This window comes from Microscilla marina ATCC 23134 (assembly GCF_000169175.1).
GTDB lineage: Bacteria > Bacteroidota > Bacteroidia > Cytophagales > Microscillaceae > Microscilla > Microscilla marina.
Genome location: NZ_AAWS01000043.1, coordinates 15,610 through 32,787, shown reverse-complemented (window position 1 = coordinate 32,787; position 17,178 = coordinate 15,610). Strand labels below are relative to the sequence as shown.

12 protein-coding genes are annotated in these 17,178 nt (G+C 41.8%); 7 read left to right on the top strand and 5 right to left on the bottom strand.

Annotated elements, in window-relative coordinates; genetic code table 11:
* Window positions 1-165: 165 nt before the first annotated feature.
* A complete protein-coding gene (gene proS / locus M23134_RS28150) occupies window positions 166-1,662 on the bottom strand; it encodes a proline--tRNA ligase (RefSeq protein WP_002702123.1) in 1,497 nt (498 codons plus the stop codon).
* A 452-nt stretch (window positions 1,663-2,114) separates the two neighbouring features.
* Here proS and M23134_RS28145 point away from each other — a divergent pair, with 452 nt between their 5' ends.
* From M23134_RS28145 to M23134_RS28130, 4 genes are all read left to right on the top strand, one after another.
* Window positions 2,115-3,278: a hypothetical protein gene (locus M23134_RS28145; RefSeq protein WP_002702119.1), complete on the top strand. Its 1,164-nt coding sequence runs from the start codon at window positions 2,115-2,117 to the stop codon at window positions 3,276-3,278.
* 220 nt (window positions 3,279-3,498) lie between these two features.
* A complete protein-coding gene (locus M23134_RS28140) occupies window positions 3,499-5,073 on the top strand; it encodes an OmpP1/FadL family transporter (protein WP_002702115.1) in 1,575 nt (524 codons plus the stop codon).
* A gap of 220 nt (window positions 5,074-5,293) precedes the next feature.
* Window positions 5,294-5,515 carry a hypothetical protein gene (locus tag M23134_RS28135; protein ID WP_157558689.1) on the top strand — a complete coding sequence of 74 codons (222 nt, stop codon included), beginning with the start codon at window positions 5,294-5,296 and terminating at the stop codon, window positions 5,513-5,515.
* A gap of 60 nt (window positions 5,516-5,575) precedes the next feature.
* On the top strand, window positions 5,576-6,133 hold the full coding sequence (locus tag M23134_RS28130; RefSeq protein ID WP_157558688.1) for a hypothetical protein: 558 nt from the start codon (window positions 5,576-5,578) through the stop codon (window positions 6,131-6,133).
* Window positions 6,134-6,218: 85 nt separating this feature from the next.
* Here M23134_RS28130 and M23134_RS28125 read toward each other — a convergent pair whose 3' ends face one another.
* Window positions 6,219-7,523, bottom strand: coding sequence for an aminopeptidase P family protein (locus tag M23134_RS28125; protein ID WP_002702108.1), 1,305 nt, complete (start codon window positions 7,521-7,523; stop codon window positions 6,219-6,221).
* A 574-nt stretch (window positions 7,524-8,097) separates the two neighbouring features.
* Between M23134_RS28125 and M23134_RS28120 the strand changes: the two genes are divergently transcribed.
* The 3 genes from M23134_RS28120 (at window position 8,098) to M23134_RS28110 (ending at window position 11,187) form a co-directional block, all read left to right on the top strand.
* Entirely contained in the window at window positions 8,098-9,705 is a 1,608-nt protein-coding gene (locus M23134_RS28120; RefSeq protein WP_002702106.1) for a S8 family peptidase, read from the top strand.
* Window positions 9,705-10,775 carry a leucine-rich repeat domain-containing protein gene (locus M23134_RS28115; RefSeq protein ID WP_002702104.1) on the top strand — a complete coding sequence of 357 codons (1,071 nt, stop codon included), beginning with the start codon at window positions 9,705-9,707 and terminating at the stop codon, window positions 10,773-10,775. The genes M23134_RS28120 and M23134_RS28115 overlap by 1 nt, the downstream gene beginning before the upstream one ends.
* A 205-nt stretch (window positions 10,776-10,980) precedes the next feature.
* Window positions 10,981-11,187 (top strand): DUF2158 domain-containing protein, encoded by a 207-nt coding sequence (locus tag M23134_RS28110; protein ID WP_045114507.1) that lies wholly within the window; start codon window positions 10,981-10,983, stop codon window positions 11,185-11,187.
* A 75-nt stretch (window positions 11,188-11,262) separates the two neighbouring features.
* Here M23134_RS28110 and M23134_RS28105 read toward each other — a convergent pair whose 3' ends face one another.
* The 3 genes from M23134_RS28105 to M23134_RS28095 all read right to left on the bottom strand — a co-directional run bounded on the left by M23134_RS28105 (window position 11,263) and on the right by M23134_RS28095 (window position 17,177).
* The gene (locus M23134_RS28105; RefSeq protein ID WP_002702100.1) at window positions 11,263-12,024 is read right to left on the bottom strand and encodes an SDR family NAD(P)-dependent oxidoreductase; all 762 of its coding nucleotides are present in this window, start codon (window positions 12,022-12,024) and stop codon (window positions 11,263-11,265) included.
* Between the two features lie 1,008 nt (window positions 12,025-13,032).
* The gene (locus tag M23134_RS28100; RefSeq protein WP_002702099.1) at window positions 13,033-15,624 is read right to left on the bottom strand and encodes an AAA family ATPase; all 2,592 of its coding nucleotides are present in this window, start codon (window positions 15,622-15,624) and stop codon (window positions 13,033-13,035) included.
* Window positions 15,625-16,505: 881 nt separating this feature from the next.
* Window positions 16,506-17,177, bottom strand: coding sequence for a LysM peptidoglycan-binding domain-containing protein (locus M23134_RS28095; protein ID WP_002702098.1), 672 nt, complete (start codon window positions 17,175-17,177; stop codon window positions 16,506-16,508).
* Window position 17,178 lies beyond the last annotated feature (1 nt).

The following is a 17,178-nucleotide window of genomic DNA, read 5'->3' as shown; positions in this document are numbered from 1 at the left end:
TAATTACAATAATAAAACTAATCCCAAGGACAAAAAGTTCAAATCATTCCAAATAATCTCACCACCTGCACCTAACTTTCTGATTTTTTTAGAATAATAAATCCAAAAAAAGCCTGCTACTCAAAAGTAACAGGCTTCCTATTATACCACCATCACAGCGACTAATTAGTAAGCCCTGGCAAACAGTACCCTACGAGCAGAAGGTTGCCCAGAGTAAATGCATTGTCCGGTTTCTGCTTCATCGTCTAAAGGAATACAACGAATGGTAGCTTTTGTTTCATTCTTAATCTTATCTTCAGTATCAGCTGTACCATCCCAGTGCGCCAATACAAAACCACCTTTTTCGTCTAATACCTGTTTAAATTCTTCGTAGGTATCTACTTTGGTTGTTTTTTCGGTACGGAAGTCCAACGCCTTTTTATAAATGCCTTGTTGCATATCTTCCAAAGTAGCCTGCACCTCTGCCACTACCTCATCAAAGTTTACCACCTTCTTGCCTGCATTGCGGTTATTGGGGTCTACCACATCGCGGCGTGCCATTTCTACAGTACCATTTTCCAGGTCGCGGGCTCCCAACGCCAAACGTACAGGTACCCCTTTCATTTCCCAATCAGCAAATTTAAACCCAGGCTTGTAAGTATCACGGTTGTCGTACTTTACGCTTACCCCTACTGCTTCCAGGGCTTTTTTTATTTCGTTGGCTTTGGCAGACACTGCCGCGAATTGCTCATCACCTTTGTAAATAGGCACAATCACTACCTGGATAGGCGCCAATTTAGGAGGCAGCACCAAACCGTGGTCGTCAGAGTGAGCCATAATCAGGGCTCCCATCAAGCGAGTGCTTACTCCCCATGAAGTTCCCCACACAAGTTCTTCTTTGTTTTCTTTATTCAAAAACTTCACATCGAACGCTTTGGCAAAGTTTTGTCCCAAAAAGTGAGAAGTACCTGCCTGTAGTGCCTTGCCATCTTGCATGAGCGCTTCTATGCAATAAGTTTCATCAGCTCCGGCAAAACGCTCGCTTTCCGACTTGATCCCCTTTATAACGGGTACAGCCATAAAATTTTCGGCAAACTCAGCATACACATTCATCATCTGTATAGTTTCAGCTTCAGCTTCTTCTTTGGTCGCATGAGCGGTGTGCCCTTCTTGCCACAAAAACTCTGAAGTACGCAAAAATATACGGGTACGCATTTCCCAACGTACTACGTTTGCCCACTGGTTCAACAGGATAGGCAGGTCGCGGTACGATTGAATCCATTTTTTATAAGAACTCCAGATCACAGTTTCAGAAGTAGGACGCACAATGAGTTCCTCCTCAAGTTTGGCGTCAGGGTCTACTACTACCCCTGAACCATCTTCGGCGTTTTTCAAGCGGTAGTGGGTTACTACAGCACATTCTTTGGCAAATCCTTCTACGTGATCGGCTTCCTTGCTTAGGTAAGACTTGGGTATAAACAAGGGAAAGTAAGCATTGCTATGTCCGGTGGCTTTGAACATACGATCAATTTCGGCTTGCATCTTTTCCCAGATGGCAAATCCGTAGGGCTTTATTACCATGCACCCTCGCACGTCTGAGTTTTCTGCCAAATCCGCTTTCTTCACCAGCTCGTTGTACCAAGCCGAGTAATCTTCGCTGCGTTTGGTGATTCCCTTGCTCATACTGTTTATAATTTTATTTAAGTTTATTGATTTACAGCAACTAGTATCTGACCGTCAACCTACACCACAAAATCATTTTTGTATGAGTGCAAGTATGATTGCCTGACCAGGCTGTTTTTTGTTATAAAGAATTGCAAATTTGCTATTTTTTGATGGAAATCAAACGGTTGAACTGGAGTTTTTCAACCTTGATGCCCAAGCTTCAGAACTAATCGCCTTGCCAATGCGTTTTTAGTGTGACGGCTTTGATAGACCAAACCCAGGCTTAGGTGCTCAAAACCCGCCTGTTTTTGTATAAAAAGCCACATTCTTAGTATAAATTCGTTAACTATATATAACTTATGTTAGTTGTTAACTGTAAGTTTGTACTATCTTAAGACCTTCAAGGTCATCTATGATACATTTATTGCTTGATATTAATAAGATCATACGCTCTCTAAAAAACATATACTATGAATATACAAAAATCAATTATTAAATATTTTCTGGTGGTAGCTGTAGTAGCAGGGGGCTGGGGCTGTACTTCTACTACAAATCTTCAGCACGCCAACTATGAAGATGATGATGTCTATTTTTCACGCAAAGACCGTGAGAAGGCAAAACTTGCCAAAAAAGCCGAAGTGAAAACTACCCCCAAGGTGGTTAATAACTCTACTGGAATGGACGTGAACCCTACTTATGGGGTAACTACCCAAACTAAGCCTCAAACCAATATAAACCCCGAATATGTAGAGAATCACAACGGTAATTCTACTATTACCAACAATAGCAACAACTACACAGAAAACGAATACTATACCGAATACCGGGCAAGCAGGGTGCAAGTACCCAGAGCCAATTATGATAGTTGGGGAAATGCCAATAATGGGGTGTTTTATGATCCACACTTAGACCACTCAAGTCCTTTTTATGACCCTTACTCAGTACAATCTGCAGTAGTACCTTTTTCGGTACGCGTAGGCTGGGGACGTGGCTGGCGTTACCGCAGGTGGTATAACCGCAACGGTTGGTACAATCCTTATTTTCGCAATGATTTTTGGTATAGACGCAATGCCTGGAACTATGGTGGTGGTTGGGGTTACTATAACACAAATCCCTGGTGTCCGCCTAACTACATCAACCGCCCTATTTATAATACTACCAGGGTTGTTTCCCGTCCACAAATCATTAACCGAGGACCACGCAGAAACGGGGCAGGCAGACGAGGTAATGTGATATTGACCAATACAAATACTACCAAGCGACAAAAACAAAGTAACCTAAACAATAGTGGTGGACGTGATGTGAATAAAAGGTCACAAACTGCTGGTAGAAGGTACAAAAGAACGACTGGCAACAACAAAAGAGTAAACACTAACACTACAGGTACTAACACGCGCCGCAGTACTACCCGTACAAGAACCAGAAGAAGCACCCCCAACAGCAACCGTAGTCGCAGAGGTTCTTCTTTTAACCGAAAGCGCTCGACACCCTCGTTTAACCGACGCTCTAACACAAATCGTCGCTCTACTTTTTCAAGGCCAAGTACTCGAACAAGAACTCGTACTACATCGCGACCAAGCCGAAAAAGTTCGCCTAAGCGTAGCAGTGGAAGCTCTAAAAGAAGAAAAAGATAATTGATATTTTGTATGTAGTGATTGCCTGAATACGAAGATTATTCAGTAGTTTATAGTATAACACAATCATTTGATAAAAAATGTGAGGATAATCGCTGTATTGTTCGCACATTTTTTATGGTCAAATTTACAAAAGAGCATCAATAAAAGAGAGACAAACTACCTGATAATGAACGATTAATGAAAAATGATAGCAATAGACCAATAACCAATCAGATTTATGAAAAAGAGATTTTATCGTGCCTGTATTGCCACTAAAGCTGCCTGTTTGCTAGCTGTGATACTGACCAGCACCATTGCTCAGGCGCAACAAATAGACCCTAATGCCCTAGGGTATTTTACCGATGCTTTGCGTTTTTCACGGCACACTTCGTTGTTTGGATCGGCAAGAACCCAGGCAATGGGAGGTGTAGAAAATGCCATTGGAGATGGTTATACCGCAGGCAACGGTAATCCTGCCGGGCTAGGTTTATCACGCAAATCAAAATTTGGCATCAGTCCTGCCTTTGGAGTTGCCAACACCAACACTACTTTTTTGGGAGAAGAGCTTGGAGACTCAAAGCTGAATGGTAACCTCAATGGCTTTAGTCTGGTACTCACCCTGATCAAAGATGATATTTTACCGGATAAATGGAGAGGGGGAAGTTTTGCTATTTCGTTTAATCGCATTAATAGTTTTCAGAACAGGTTTAGCTATGAAGGCATTAACAACCAAAATACTATGGGGGACTACCTGGCCGAATCGGCTTTTGGTGTTGACCGCAATAGTTTGTTGGTACCTACCGATAGTATTTTTAATTTACCTGAATTGGCCTTTAATACCTTTTTGATAGATGAATACCTGGATGCTCCGGGGGAATACTACACCTTGGCACGCGATGGAAACAACAACTTGCTGGGCAGGGTACTACAGCAAGAAGTAATCAATACACGAGGGGCACAGTACCAGTGGAGTTTTGCTTATGGGGGCAATTATGACGATAAGTTTTACTTTGGACTCGCCATGGGTATTCGTACTTTGAACTTTAAGCAAAGCAAAGAATTTAAAGAAACAGTCATTTATGAAAATAATGCGATTCCGAGTTTGCTAGATTATACCATTGCAGATGAACTAGAGGTAAAAGGAACAGGTATTAACTTTTCGCTGGGGCTTATTTACCGCCCGGTTGATTTTATAAGAATTGGGGCATCGGTTACTACACCTACTTTTTATGCCTTGACCGAAAACTTTAAAACGGGCATTACGGCCAACTTTGACAACTTTGCCTATGATGGAGTAGTGCTAAATACCGAAAGCTTTGAAACTGTACCTGGTACATTTAACTATCAACTGACAACTCCTTTGAGATTAAGTGCAGGCATTGCTTTTTTTCTGGGCAAACGTGGATTTATTTCGGGCGATGTAGAACTCAACTCTTATAACCAAACCCGATTGCAAGGGGCAAGCAGTTTTACTTTTAACGGAGATAATAAAACCATCAAAAATATTTATAAAACTACCCTAAATGTAAAGTTGGGGGGCGAATACCGGGTAAACTCTATGTTTAGACTACGTGCCGGAGCCGCTTTGTTTGGCGACCCTTACAATAATATAGACAATGTAGACCGCAAGGTGTTGCACCTCACCGGAGGGGTGGGCTTTAGACTACCAGGGGCTACTATAGACATTGCCTTGGTAAACAGTCGCTTCAACTCGGTATATGTACCTTACACCCTAAGCGACAACACCCACCCTACTACCAGTACCACCAACAGCATGACTAGTGCAGTGGTAACGGTTGGGTTTTCATTTTAAAAGACATATACAGTAAGTAATTAGCTATAAGTCCTTAGGTGCTACAAGTAAGAGCAACTTACTCATAATATGGCAGTTACATCTACTCATTAGGTTATGTTTAATGCTGCCTTGGTACTTATGTACTCAAAAATACCCTGTTACTCTTGATAGCAACAGGGTATTTTTTTGTATTTTCATAGCTATGAGCCAACCCACTGGAGCAAATAAGGATTTTATCATGAGTAATTCTTTTGAAGGATTGCAGGTAAGTTTTATTTTTGGTACTCAAACACTTTCATTTGTTTTTGACGATTGGCTCTATCAACAACTTTTGCCTATGGCACAAACTGCCACTCAATTTAACTACTGCCCCGGATGTGGCGAATTGCTCCCCCGCTACCTTCTTCATTCGCTTACGGGATTTTGTTATAGTTGCCGAGGCGACGATGATTTGATGTAAACGTCAAGCCTCGCCTGATTTTTGAGCGCCTTACCCACACAACTTTCCACAAGAAACATAATGTTAAAAATATTTAGACAACACCTCCTCATGGCAAGCCTGAGTTTTTGGGCAAGCTATACGCTACAAGCTCAAACAACGGTAAACACTCAGGTAAAGCAGATCAATAAGGTATACCAGGAGGTAAGAAATAATATCAGCCGTAAAAAACTTGGTACCAGCCATTTTACTTTTAACCTTAAACGCCACAACCTCCACCACTCAGGCTACCGACATTACTCACAAAAACTGTATTATAACTGGCAAAAAGAACAAGTATACTTAAGGCTGGCGCTGGTGCGCAGTGAACGGGGAAATGTTGATTATCAAAAAGAGTTTTTGTTTAATCAGGAGGGTGAGTTAGTCTATTTTCAAGAAAAACAAAACGATGAAAAAAAATACCCTTATCGTGAAGTAAAAGTGTACTTTGCCCAGGGTAAATTATTGGTTTGGAACCAAAATCAACAAAACAATTTGCACCACCAACGCATACAGAGTCCAGTTGAAAAGGTTCAGTTGATTATGCAGGAGGCCAAGGCTTTGCAGGCTGATTTGCACAAGCGAATAAAAGAGCAGTAAGGTAATGACATGTCATAAAAAAAGCCCACTGTGTATCAACACAATGAGCTTTTAGGTAGTACTTTGAAAAACGTAGTCAATACAACTACATTACTCCTACCTTACTATTCATCAATTCTTCTATTTCTTCGGCTTCAATCGGAATATTCTTCATCAGGTCGTCGTTGCCACCTGGGGTAACTACTACGTCGTTTTCGAGACGAATACCAAAATTTTCTTCTCTTATATAAATGCCTGGTTCTATGGTAAATACCATACCTGGGGTTACTTCATTGTCCCAATTGCCCACATCGTGTACATCTAAGCCCAAATGATGCGAAGTGCCGTGCATCATGTATTTTTTATAGGCTGGCCAGGCAGGGTCTTGGTTTTTCACCTCGGTTGTTGTGATCAACTTCAGGTCAATCAGTTCTTTGGTAACAATTTCACCTATCTGCACGTGATAATCATCAATGAGGATTCCTGTTTTCAATATCTTTTTGGCTTCCTTCATTATTCTTAACACTGCATTGTACACCTCTTTTTGTCTTGGGGTGAAACGTCCGCTTACTGGAATGGTACGGGTCATGTCAGCATTGTAGTTGCCGTACTCTGCCCCTACATCCATCAACAACAAATCACCCTCTTTGCAAGGCTGGTCGTTCTCGATGTAGTGCAACACACAACTGTTGAACCCAGAGGCCACTATAGGAGTATAGGCAAAACCACGCGAACCACGACGTACAAACTCGTGTATATACTCTGCCTCTACCTCGTATTCCATTACCCCAGGTTTTAAAAACTTGAGTACCCTTCTGAACCCTTCTTCGGTAATGTCACAAGCAGTTTGGATTTGGGCAATTTCGGCAGGAGACTTTACCGCCCGTAAATCGTGCATTTGTGGAGTAATGCGGTTATATGAATGCAACGGAAAGGTGTCTTTGCACCACTTGATAAAACGAGCGTCGCGGGTTTCTACCTCTACTACAGCACGGGTATGCTCATTGCTGTTGAGGTATACCTCTTCGCATTTGCCCATCAACAGATGGAATATTTTTTTGAAATCGCTCAACCAAAATACCGTCTCAATACCTGATACCTCAGTAGCTTCTTGTTTGGTAAGCTTGTGCCCTTCCCAGATCGCAATTTCTTCGTTGGTTTCTCTCACAAACAATACTTCACGGTATCGCTCCTGTGGGCACTCAGGAAACAACAACAACACCGTTTCTTCCTGGTCAATGCCAGTTAAGTAAAAAATATCGTTATTTTGACGAAAAGCCATGGTACCATCTGCATTGGTAGGCATAATATCGTTGGAGTTGAATACAGCCAGCGATTTAGGTTTTATTTTTTTTGCCAGGTTTCGTCTGTTTTGAATGTATATTTCTTTTTGGATTGGTGTATATCTCATGAGAATTAATTATATTTTTGCCTACACACACAGTGAAATCAGTTCAGTAAAATGGAAAAAATAAAGTAGTCCAGAAGAGCAAAATATCTGTTGGGTGGACAACGAAAAACCTGTCCCGAAGGAAACTTGCCTAGTCAAAGCTATGGTAGCCCCTTGTAGGGTAAAACTTTTGAAGAAGCCCCCTCACATAGATACTGTTCTATGGGTTAAGTTATTTTTGTAGTTTTACTAAGATGATTCTCTAACGAAAATGTGTTCAGCGTTGTTAGAGTATTGAATTTATAGCTATTGAGGTGTATTTAAACTATACTCTACCCTACTATTTTTCGCCCTGATTTGTATCTTCACAACCGAGTTTACGAGTCCTTAGATGCCGATAAATATCGGTGCTCAGCACAGCTAAATCACCTCACCCAAAAGCTTAAAAAACGGCTTATTTTAGGGTTTCGATCGGTTGGTGAAGACACACAACCGAGACGAGGAAGGTACTTTTATAAAAACCGAAGCTACAGTTTTACTGTGTTGAGCTCAACGAAGTTAAAAGCTGGGTAGAGTATTTAAACTACAAACAAAAATGAAAAAAAATATTGTAATTTTCATCAAAGTACTGCCACTAATATTGCTTGTTAATACTTTTTTAGCCGCTCAGCAAAATAATTTAGCCAAGCTACGAAAAACCACTTACATTGATGAGCCCATACAGGCAACCCATAAGTATTGGGTAGTGTTTAGAGATAAAGGAGCCTTTGCTCCAAATGCCCGCTATGTGTCTGTCCAAACCTGGCAAAACCGTCGTTTGTTGGGCTTGCCTTTACAGCAAATAAGCGATGTACCAGTAGCTACTCAATACATTCAACAATTACAAAAACAAAAGATTCGGCTATGCCAACGATCTAAATGGCTCAATGCTGTATCGGTAAGGGCAAATGCCGCACAACGGACCTGGTTGCGGCAACAAGCTTTTGTCAAAGAAGTAAGCCTTGTGTACACCCAAGGTGTAATAGCAGCGCAGCAACGAACCAATGAACCCTCCAAAAAACAATTTGCTACTGTACTTAAGCAGATGAAAGCACAGTTTCTGGTAGAAGCAGGCTTGAACGGCAAAAGCATTAAAATAGGCATCATTGACGTAGGCTTTGACGGGGCAGATAAGCTCAGTGCTTTGAAGCACATTTTCAAAGACAAGCGTTTTTTGGGTGGACGCGATTTTGTGAAACCTTCCAACAAAAAAATGTTTAACCGACAAACCAACGACGACTACCACGGCACCCAGGTATGGCGCGCCATTGCTGGCAAAACTACCCAACGCCAGTTTGGGCTTGCCACCGGAGCCCAGTTTTATATAGCCCGTACTGACCATGGCGTAACCGAAACCCGCACCGAAGAAGATAACTGGATAGCTGCTGTAGAGTGGATGGATAGCCTTGGGGTACGTATTGTTAACACTTCGTTGGGCTACTCCGACGGGTTTACCAACCGTAAGGAAGATTATACCCCTCAGGAAATGGATGGCAAAACCAGCAAGATAAGCCGCGCTGCTGATATTGCGGTCAAACAAAAGGGGATGCTGATGGTAGTATCGGCGGGCAATGAAGGCGCCATTCAATGGAAGGTGGTGTCTACCCCTGGTGATGCTAAAGAGGCGTTGTCGGTGGGTGCTACCAACAAAAACTTTAGGGCAAAGGCAGGCTACAGCAGTATTGGTCCTGATTTTTTGCCTTACCTCAAGCCCAACGTTTCTTGTTTTGCCTCTAATGGTACTTCTTTTTCGGCTCCGGTCATTTCAGGGCTTGCAGCTTGTCTTTTACAAAAAAAACCTTCCCTCAAAAACACCGAGTTAAGAGCCATCATAGAAAAATCGGCGCACTTGTATCCTTATGGTAATAATTATATTGGGTACGGCATTCCACAAGCAAATGTGGCACTTAAGCTCATCAATGAGCCTCTATGGAAGCCCGACAATGTAAAAACAATGGAAGTAACAAAGGATAAACTGGTATTGGAAAAGCTGACAGCCAAAAAGGTGGTGGTTTTTCATAAGCGTGACCAATACCAGGTACAGCACCAACAACGCATGAAGGTAGGCAAAGACCAGAAGGTGGTGATTAAGCGTCACAAACGCACTACCCAACGAACTACCATAGACATAGGCCATGAAGTAATAGAAATTTATTGGAAGTAATGACTATAGCATCACAAGCTTATTTAGAAGTAAAAGATCAGCTCATCACATTGCTCTACTCAGAAGATGTGAGCAATATAGAGTTGGCCCTGGAAATAGGACAAAACTATCCTGAGTTTCAGGAACAGTTAGATAAATACCGTTTATTTTATCGGGTAGCCCTGGGTAAAACACTGAACGCTTTAACGCCTGAAAATATCTGTGAGTTGTTACAACTGACCAAGCTAGACTTGCAAAATACGGGTTTGGTAAAACTACCTGCTGAGGTAGTAGCACTTAGGCGTTTGAAAAACCTCCATTTAAACGAGAATTTTTTGTCAGATTTACCCACCCAAATAGGGTATTTGCCCCAACTGCAAAATCTATTGGTAGCAAAGAATGAACTCGCCCGGCTCCTGCCAGAAATAGGGCAAATCAAATCGCTGGAAGTACTCCAGGTGTATGATAATCAATTACAGAGCTTGCCCTCCGAACTGCAACAGTGTAAACATCTAAAATATTTGTTTATCAACGGCAATAAAATACAAGATTTTCCGGAGGTTATTTGCTCATTGCCCCGCCTGCAAATTCTTGCCCTTCAGCACAACCAATTAAGTAATGTGTCTGCCCAAATAGGCAACTTGCGCCACCTTGGTCATTTAAACGTCAGTCATAATCGGCTCAAAGATTTGCCTGATACTATAGGTCTCCTAAAAAAGGTGGGCATACTTGAGCTCAATCATAATCGCTTGGCCGAGTTCCCGCTGGCAATATTGGAAATGAATGCTTTGGCAAAGCTTTGGATGACTCACAATCAACTTAGGCAGGTGCCCGCTGGAGTGTTTGATTTGCCCCAATTATATCAATTAAACCTCAGTAATAATTGCATTGATCAGGTCAATTTTTCAATCACCAATACGCAGGGCAGTATTGTAAAGTTATGGTTGGCAAATAATCAAATAAGCCGTTTGCCATCCAGTATTAGCTATTTGAAAAACCTCCAGCTGCTTGATGTACAAAACAACCCGATGTCGCCTGAACATGTACAGGAAATAAGTCATTGGTTGCCTGGGTGTGAGGTGATTTTTTAGTATTGGTTGAAAAAAGATGGCGCATTGTAAGGAGCCTTTAACCTTTGCCTGTGGTAAAACAATGCTCGCCTTTGGCGTGGTGATTGTCTGGCTAAAAAACGTTTTTCACGTACTGTGACACCAAGAATATTCACCCAAACTGATCAGTGTTTTTAAACAAGCCCACAAGAGGTTTGATAGTATTCATTTAACTGATTGACAAGATATGAGAAAATTTAAAGTTGGCGATAAAGTACAACATTTGTCCGGAGGCCCTGTAATGGTGGTCAAAGAATACGAACAAGCATTGCTCAGTGAACAACTCACCCGTAGCACAAGCGATGAGTACATCATAGGGCAATGGTATGATGCCACCGAACAAAAATTTGCTGAACAGCGGTTTCATCAAGATACGGTGCAAAAATTAGAATAAGCTTCAGGCAACAAGGAAGTGTTAGATAATTGTATGCCTTGTTGCCTGAAACTATCTATTGATTACTCTAGCCCTTTATACCAAAAAACCACCGTCGGAAGTAAACACCCCTCCTGTAGAATAAGAAGATGCGTCGGAAGCCAAAAAAAGCGACAAACGGGCAATGTCTTCGGGCGTACCCAAACGAGCAATGGGCAGGTTTTTCATAAAGTGGTCGCTTACCTGCTCGTTTTGCCAAAGCGCCTGGCTAAACTTGGTTTTGATCAAGCCGGGGCAAATCGCATTGGCGCGAATGTTGTGCCGCCCCCACTCTTTCGCCATTACTTTGGTAAGCATTACCAGGGCTGCCTTGCTTACACTATAAATACCCAAACCTGGTTCAGGCTTAAGCCCTCCAATGCTACTCATGTTAATGATAGACCCACTTTTGTTGGCTTTCATAGAAGGTAAAGCAAGTTTGGCAAGCTCAAAACAACCTTTCACGTTTACGTCCATTATTTTATCAAAAGCCGATTCATTGCAATTTTCTACTGCACCAAATACGGGGTTGGTAGCCGCATTGTTTACTATAATGTCTATGCGCCCATAGTGCTCAAGCGTTTTGTCTACCAAAGTTTTAATACTGTCCATTTTGCCCATGTGGGCTTCTATGCCTATAGCCTCTCCCCCGCTTTGGCGAATACTTTCGGCTACCGCGTCTACTGCGACTTGTTTGCGGCTACTCACTACTACTTTGGCTCCGTGGGCAGCATACAAACGTACAATGGCCTCACCTATGCCTTTGCTGGCGCCCGTTACTATAGCTACTTTGTCGTTTAGGCTCAGATTTTCTTTCATGTTGAAATGATTTGAGAGTTTGAAAACGGAAATTAGTATAAAAATACTAACTAATGAAATATAATTATATATAGTCAAGCTAATACTATAGGGAGGGTTCTGGGGAATTGGAGCCCTGAGAAGGTTCTAGGGACTAGGTGCCCCGCAAGCGGGATGTCGGCATAGCCTCCACTAGTGCATTAGGGATTAAATAAGTTGCTTATTAATTTGGATGAATTTTGTTTTCTGACGAGTCGTGAAAATGGCGGATAGTTCGCTTTCTGAATTCCGATGCATATCGGAACCTTAGCTATCTGACCTTTCGCAGTACGTATTTTTGTTTTTAAGCAAAAAAATACAGTTTAGGACTAAGGTTGCGTCAGCTGGATTCAGCCTTAGTTTGTTGCCGTTAAGAATCTGTGAAACGAAGCCGTAAAAACAGATCACTGTTTGAGCGAAGCGAGTTTGAGCTGTTTCGGCGTAGTGAAACAGATTTAGGCGAAACAAACTACAGCTGCGGGTTTTTTGATTACTTTTTTACCTGTAGAAAAAAGTAATGGCTCACAGATACTCGAATCATTGCTTTTTATGAGCATATTTTGCTGAGTGGTATTTTTTCACAGAAAACAAATTTTTGACCTGCGAAAGGTCAGTTAGCTATCTAACTTTTTTACGAGGAAGTCAGGGGGCAAAAGTCGCCAAATAATATGTAAGTAACTTAGTGCCTGATGCACTAGGTATATTTTGTTTAATTCCGTTGAGCTCATCACAACAAGCTGCTGCCCCGATAAATATAAATCGGGATTTAGAAATAGATTCGGTTCAGATGCAGCTAAAAAATTCACAGTACACTTATTTTTCAGTTATTTATAAATTCCCTGAGAGGGTGCCAGGGACTATCTAATGGTTTGTTCGGCTGTTTAAGGTAAGAAATGTCAATACACTGTCAATGAAGTACCGATATACATCGACACCTGAGAACTTGTGGCTTGTGGCTGGTAACTTGCCGCTTCAAGCTTGAAACTTTACCTAAAACCGCGCACTTAACACGATCTTTCCTCGCAGTTCTTCATAATTGTTGAGTGGTAACAACGTGTCCAACTTGTTTTGCTCAACGCCTATAGTGAGGGTATAATAATTGAGAAAAGTAAGGGAAGACTCCAGCCCCCAATCATACTTGATGCCCTCTTTTTGGTTTTTGCCGTAGTTGCCCTTGATACTATTTTGCCAAACACCCCAAAAAGTATAGGTCAGCGAACCACCCACTGTCAGCCATTTCCCTTCTTCTCTCCCTCCTTTTTGGTCTAAAAAATTTAGTTGAGCACTCGCCTGAAGCGGAAAGCTAAAGCTTGCCACTTGTTGTAATGTATAATTTCTGATAGAGATATTTTTCAGGTTAAACTCCTCCGATTGGGTGCGGGTTTCCTGCAGCAAGGCGGTCAAAGTAGTTTGCATTTGTGTGCTGCCTTGTGTGTAGTTGTACCCGGTGTGCACATTCAATATTTCTACATTGTTTAACTCGTTGTTTTCAATCAGGTGTTTGCGGTAGTCTAAAGCCATAAAAGGCCATTTTTGAGGAGTCAGGCTAACATTTAGCCCATATTCTTGCATCAACGACGTCATTTCTTTTCGTCCGGTGAGGTTGTCGTGCCAGTAGCCATACAGAGGCGTAACCGTCAATTGGTTTTTCCAAAACTTTTGTTCAATGCTTACTTCTCCTCCTTCTATGTCATTGCGAAAATAAGGCACCCCCAACGAGAAAAAACCGGGCGTAATCCGTTCTAGTTTGCCGTGCAAGGTGGTGCGTTCTCCCAACTGATAGTGTAGCCTGAGCCCATACGCCTGCCCTACCTGTAGGTTTCCCTGGTCGGTGAGGGGCTGTTGCAAAAACTCGGCAATGTGGGTAGTCGTTGCCGGAAGGTTTTCGCGGCTTAAGTCCAGGGTGGTCATCGATTGGGCAAACTCCACTTCCAGTTCCCATTGTTTCCAACGCCACTTCGCATCTGCTCCCCATACGGTGTTGTGCCGGGGCTTGTCAAAAAACGAGGTATCGCCAATGCCCGTAATAACGCTGTCGCCTCTAAAGGTCGTGAGGTCGTCTTGTCCCTGTACATGGTTTATAAACAAGTGGGTGCCTTCTTTTTTGCCCCAACCCGCTCGGTAAGCCTTCAGCTTGCGGGCGTAGTCGTTGTTGGCAGCAGTAGCTACTCTGTTTTTGGCGCCATAATACGCCAGGTGTAATTGCCCCGGCTGTAGCTCTATGCCCACCCCATCTATGCGGGCACCGCTCAGGGTAAAATCGGTAAACTCAGGATAACTGGTGCCTACGGTCAGGGTTTGCAGGCTTGCCGCCAAAAACGTGGGCAAAGAAATAATGCCCGCTTGTTGTAGTTGTTGCAAACCTTCTTTGTTTTTGCCTGCTTTAAACGACTTCAGGATACGGGCATTTTCATAACCCAGCAAACGTTCGGGGGCTTGTTTTGCCAACGAGTCGCGGTTTTCGTAGAGGTTTTTCAAATCGCTTACACTTAGGTTTTGTCGCCCCAAAAACTTGCCCAGCCGTTTGTTCAGCTTTTTCAAAGCCTTGCCCTTAGAACCTTGGTATTTTTGTTTCAAACCGGCTTTTTTTTGCTCGTACAATTGCTTGGTTTGTTGCTTTAGCGCCGCCGATTTATTTTTGAGTTTTTTCTCCAATGCCTTGGGATTGCTTAGGTCTTCGGGGCGTACGCCTAGTGTAGTGTAAGCTTTGGCAAGGGTAGGGTTGCTTTTGAGTTTTTGCCCCAATTGCTGATAATAGCGGGTCTTTTCTTTTGTTGCCCAGGCAGTGCCTTTGGTAGTCAACTTTTGTTGCCAGTTTTTTTCCCAGTCTTTCAGGTTTTTCAACTCTTTCAGGTCTTCGAGCTGTTGCAATTCGCCCAGGTGTTGGCGTACCTCGTTTTGGGTAAAATTCTCTATTTCTTTGATTTGCTCAAATTTATACAGCTTGTCTAGTTGTTGGTACTCTTGTACGTTGTACACTTGTTGTAGCTTGCGCAAACGGGCGTCTATGCGTTGCTGAAGCTGGCGTTGCAGGGTGGCTATGTCCAGCCCCACCGAAAATTGGTTCATTGGTTGGCGCAGCTCCGATTGCTCGGTGGTAAACAGGCCTTGTACTTTGAGTGGTATGCCTAATACGCTTACTCCACCATTGACCTGAAAACGGGTAAAATCGCCGGGTATGCCCAAAGGGTAATTGCCTTGTCGTTGGGCGGTGTGCTGTTCCAGGTTGGCTTGCAAGCCATTAAACTTGAGCAAAGGAGGCAAACGAAAACCAGTCACTTCTTGTTTACTTTCTCCATAAATGTTTTTCAAAATAGCAAACCGCTTTTGCAGGTCGTCTTTCCCTTTGGCCTTTAGTTGACGGTAAGGGGCACGAGGATCTAGCTTTTCTTGCAAAAATGCCTTGCTTTTGTCGTGCACTGCTTTTTTTCGTGCCTCTAGCGCTCTTTGCGCTTGTTGTTTTGCCGCGTTTACTTTAGGCAATTGACGGGTTTGGGCGTAGGTCATTGGGCTCCATGCCAGGCAGCATGCCAATACCCACCAGGCATAATAATGCTTCAGTTTTTTTCTAAATATATTCATCAGTATGACCACATTGGGTGGTATAGTTCAGGTCGTTCCTATATTAAGTACTTTTTTGTGGGTGGTAAAAGGACAGTTTTTGCAAAAAAAATTTTCTTGCTTTCAATGTACCCGACTACCCTTTTATAAGTAAAAAAACGATTCACCTCTTGATTATTTTATTTTGATCAATTTGACTAATCTATAGTTTTGAATAAATTCGTAAATCAAATATTTCCTACTTTTTTAAATATATCTTTCTTTGTCAGGCAAAACACAGTGATGCTCCTGGTTATTTTTGCCAAACCAATAAGAAAACACTTTTACTTCGCCTAAAAATAATGCAAAAAGCCCAAAAACAGTTTTACCTGATTTGGGCTTTGGTTTATTTTGGAAAGTTACAAACTTCCTACTATTTGTTGATTTAAGTTACCACTACGTTTAAACTTAAGGCTCTTATAAAGAATTGGGCTGAAGGATTATTGTATACTCATGTTTACTCTTCACTAGGGCAACCATTCCGATAAATCGCGAACTTCCATTGCATTACAGCAAGGGATTGCCCCTACACTTATCACTTTAATTTATACATAAATACCTGTATATCAGATATTTTAAAAACTTCGCACACTCCTAAAATGTATCCGCAGGATGCTTAATAAGAGCCAAACTTAAACCAGCCTGGTTTTAAATTGAACAGGCTTCGCATACTTTGCTATCGCAAAACAAGTCACAGACTTGTCATTATTTTACACTTTCAAGTCCCCTTCGGAAGACTTTTAGCAACCGACCCTGATTCCAGCACCTGAGGGCACTTTTCAGTATTCCGAAAAACGAGCGTAGAAGGTTTTTCTGCGATTATTAATGACGCATTATCCAGGGCTTAAAAGAACTGGGGGTGGTTATTCATATTTACTTACCTTCTTTGGCAAGCAGGGAATAAGTAATTTGTCATTAGTTAATAATTTTTTCTTGCCCTCATAAATACTCAATACATCCATCAGCTTATTATTTAACTGTCTTAGTATATCAAAGTAAATATCATTAAATAAAGCTAATAACTCTGGATCAAGGCTATAATTTCTCGCAATAGAAGAAATAGTTTCGTTTTTTCTAACTCTGTGAACTTGGTATGAATCTTTGCACCCATGTTCAACAAGGAAGCGTTTCCAAAAAGTTATAACTCTCCATACTATGTTTTTTTTAGGCTTACTACTCATATAGAATGAGTAATCTTTTTGAGCCTTCCCATAATAAAAAACAAAAATGACTTCTAAAGTAGATGCATGACTTTGATTAGCTCCATTTCCTGACAAATAAATTTGCCGAACTGCTCTTTCAGTCACTAACTCTTGTAAAAACTTGACTGTTTTTGTATAACGTTCCAGTTTAAGACGAATATCAAAATCATCCCCAAACACTTTAAAATATGTAACACTTGAGCCAGACACCTGAATACCCTCCACTAATAAATCAAGTTGATCATTAGGGTGTTTTAAAAAAATAGACAAAGAATCCTGTGAAAAAATAAAATGTGTCTGAAAAATTAAATAAACTACCACAATATATCTCATA

Excerpts from the sequence above, each read along its gene's own strand:
- proS (WP_002702123.1), bottom strand. The coding sequence starts at position 1,662 with ATGAGCAAGGGAATCACCAAACGCAGCGAAGATTACTCGGCTTGGTAC.
- M23134_RS28145 (WP_002702119.1), top strand. The coding sequence starts at position 2,115 with ATGAATATACAAAAATCAATTATTAAATATTTTCTGGTGGTAGCTGTA.
- M23134_RS28140 (WP_002702115.1), top strand. The coding sequence starts at position 3,499 with ATGAAAAAGAGATTTTATCGTGCCTGTATTGCCACTAAAGCTGCCTGT.
- M23134_RS28135 (WP_157558689.1), top strand. The coding sequence starts at position 5,294 with ATGAGTAATTCTTTTGAAGGATTGCAGGTAAGTTTTATTTTTGGTACT.
- M23134_RS28130 (WP_157558688.1), top strand. The coding sequence starts at position 5,576 with ATGTTAAAAATATTTAGACAACACCTCCTCATGGCAAGCCTGAGTTTT.
- M23134_RS28125 (WP_002702108.1), bottom strand. The coding sequence starts at position 7,523 with ATGAGATATACACCAATCCAAAAAGAAATATACATTCAAAACAGACGA.
- M23134_RS28120 (WP_002702106.1), top strand. The coding sequence starts at position 8,098 with ATGAAAAAAAATATTGTAATTTTCATCAAAGTACTGCCACTAATATTG.
- M23134_RS28115 (WP_002702104.1), top strand. The coding sequence starts at position 9,705 with ATGACTATAGCATCACAAGCTTATTTAGAAGTAAAAGATCAGCTCATC.
- M23134_RS28110 (WP_045114507.1), top strand. The coding sequence starts at position 10,981 with ATGAGAAAATTTAAAGTTGGCGATAAAGTACAACATTTGTCCGGAGGC.
- M23134_RS28105 (WP_002702100.1), bottom strand. The coding sequence starts at position 12,024 with ATGAAAGAAAATCTGAGCCTAAACGACAAAGTAGCTATAGTAACGGGC.
- M23134_RS28100 (WP_002702099.1), bottom strand. The coding sequence starts at position 15,624 with ATGAATATATTTAGAAAAAAACTGAAGCATTATTATGCCTGGTGGGTA.
- M23134_RS28095 (WP_002702098.1), bottom strand. The coding sequence starts at position 17,177 with ATGAGATATATTGTGGTAGTTTATTTAATTTTTCAGACACATTTTATT.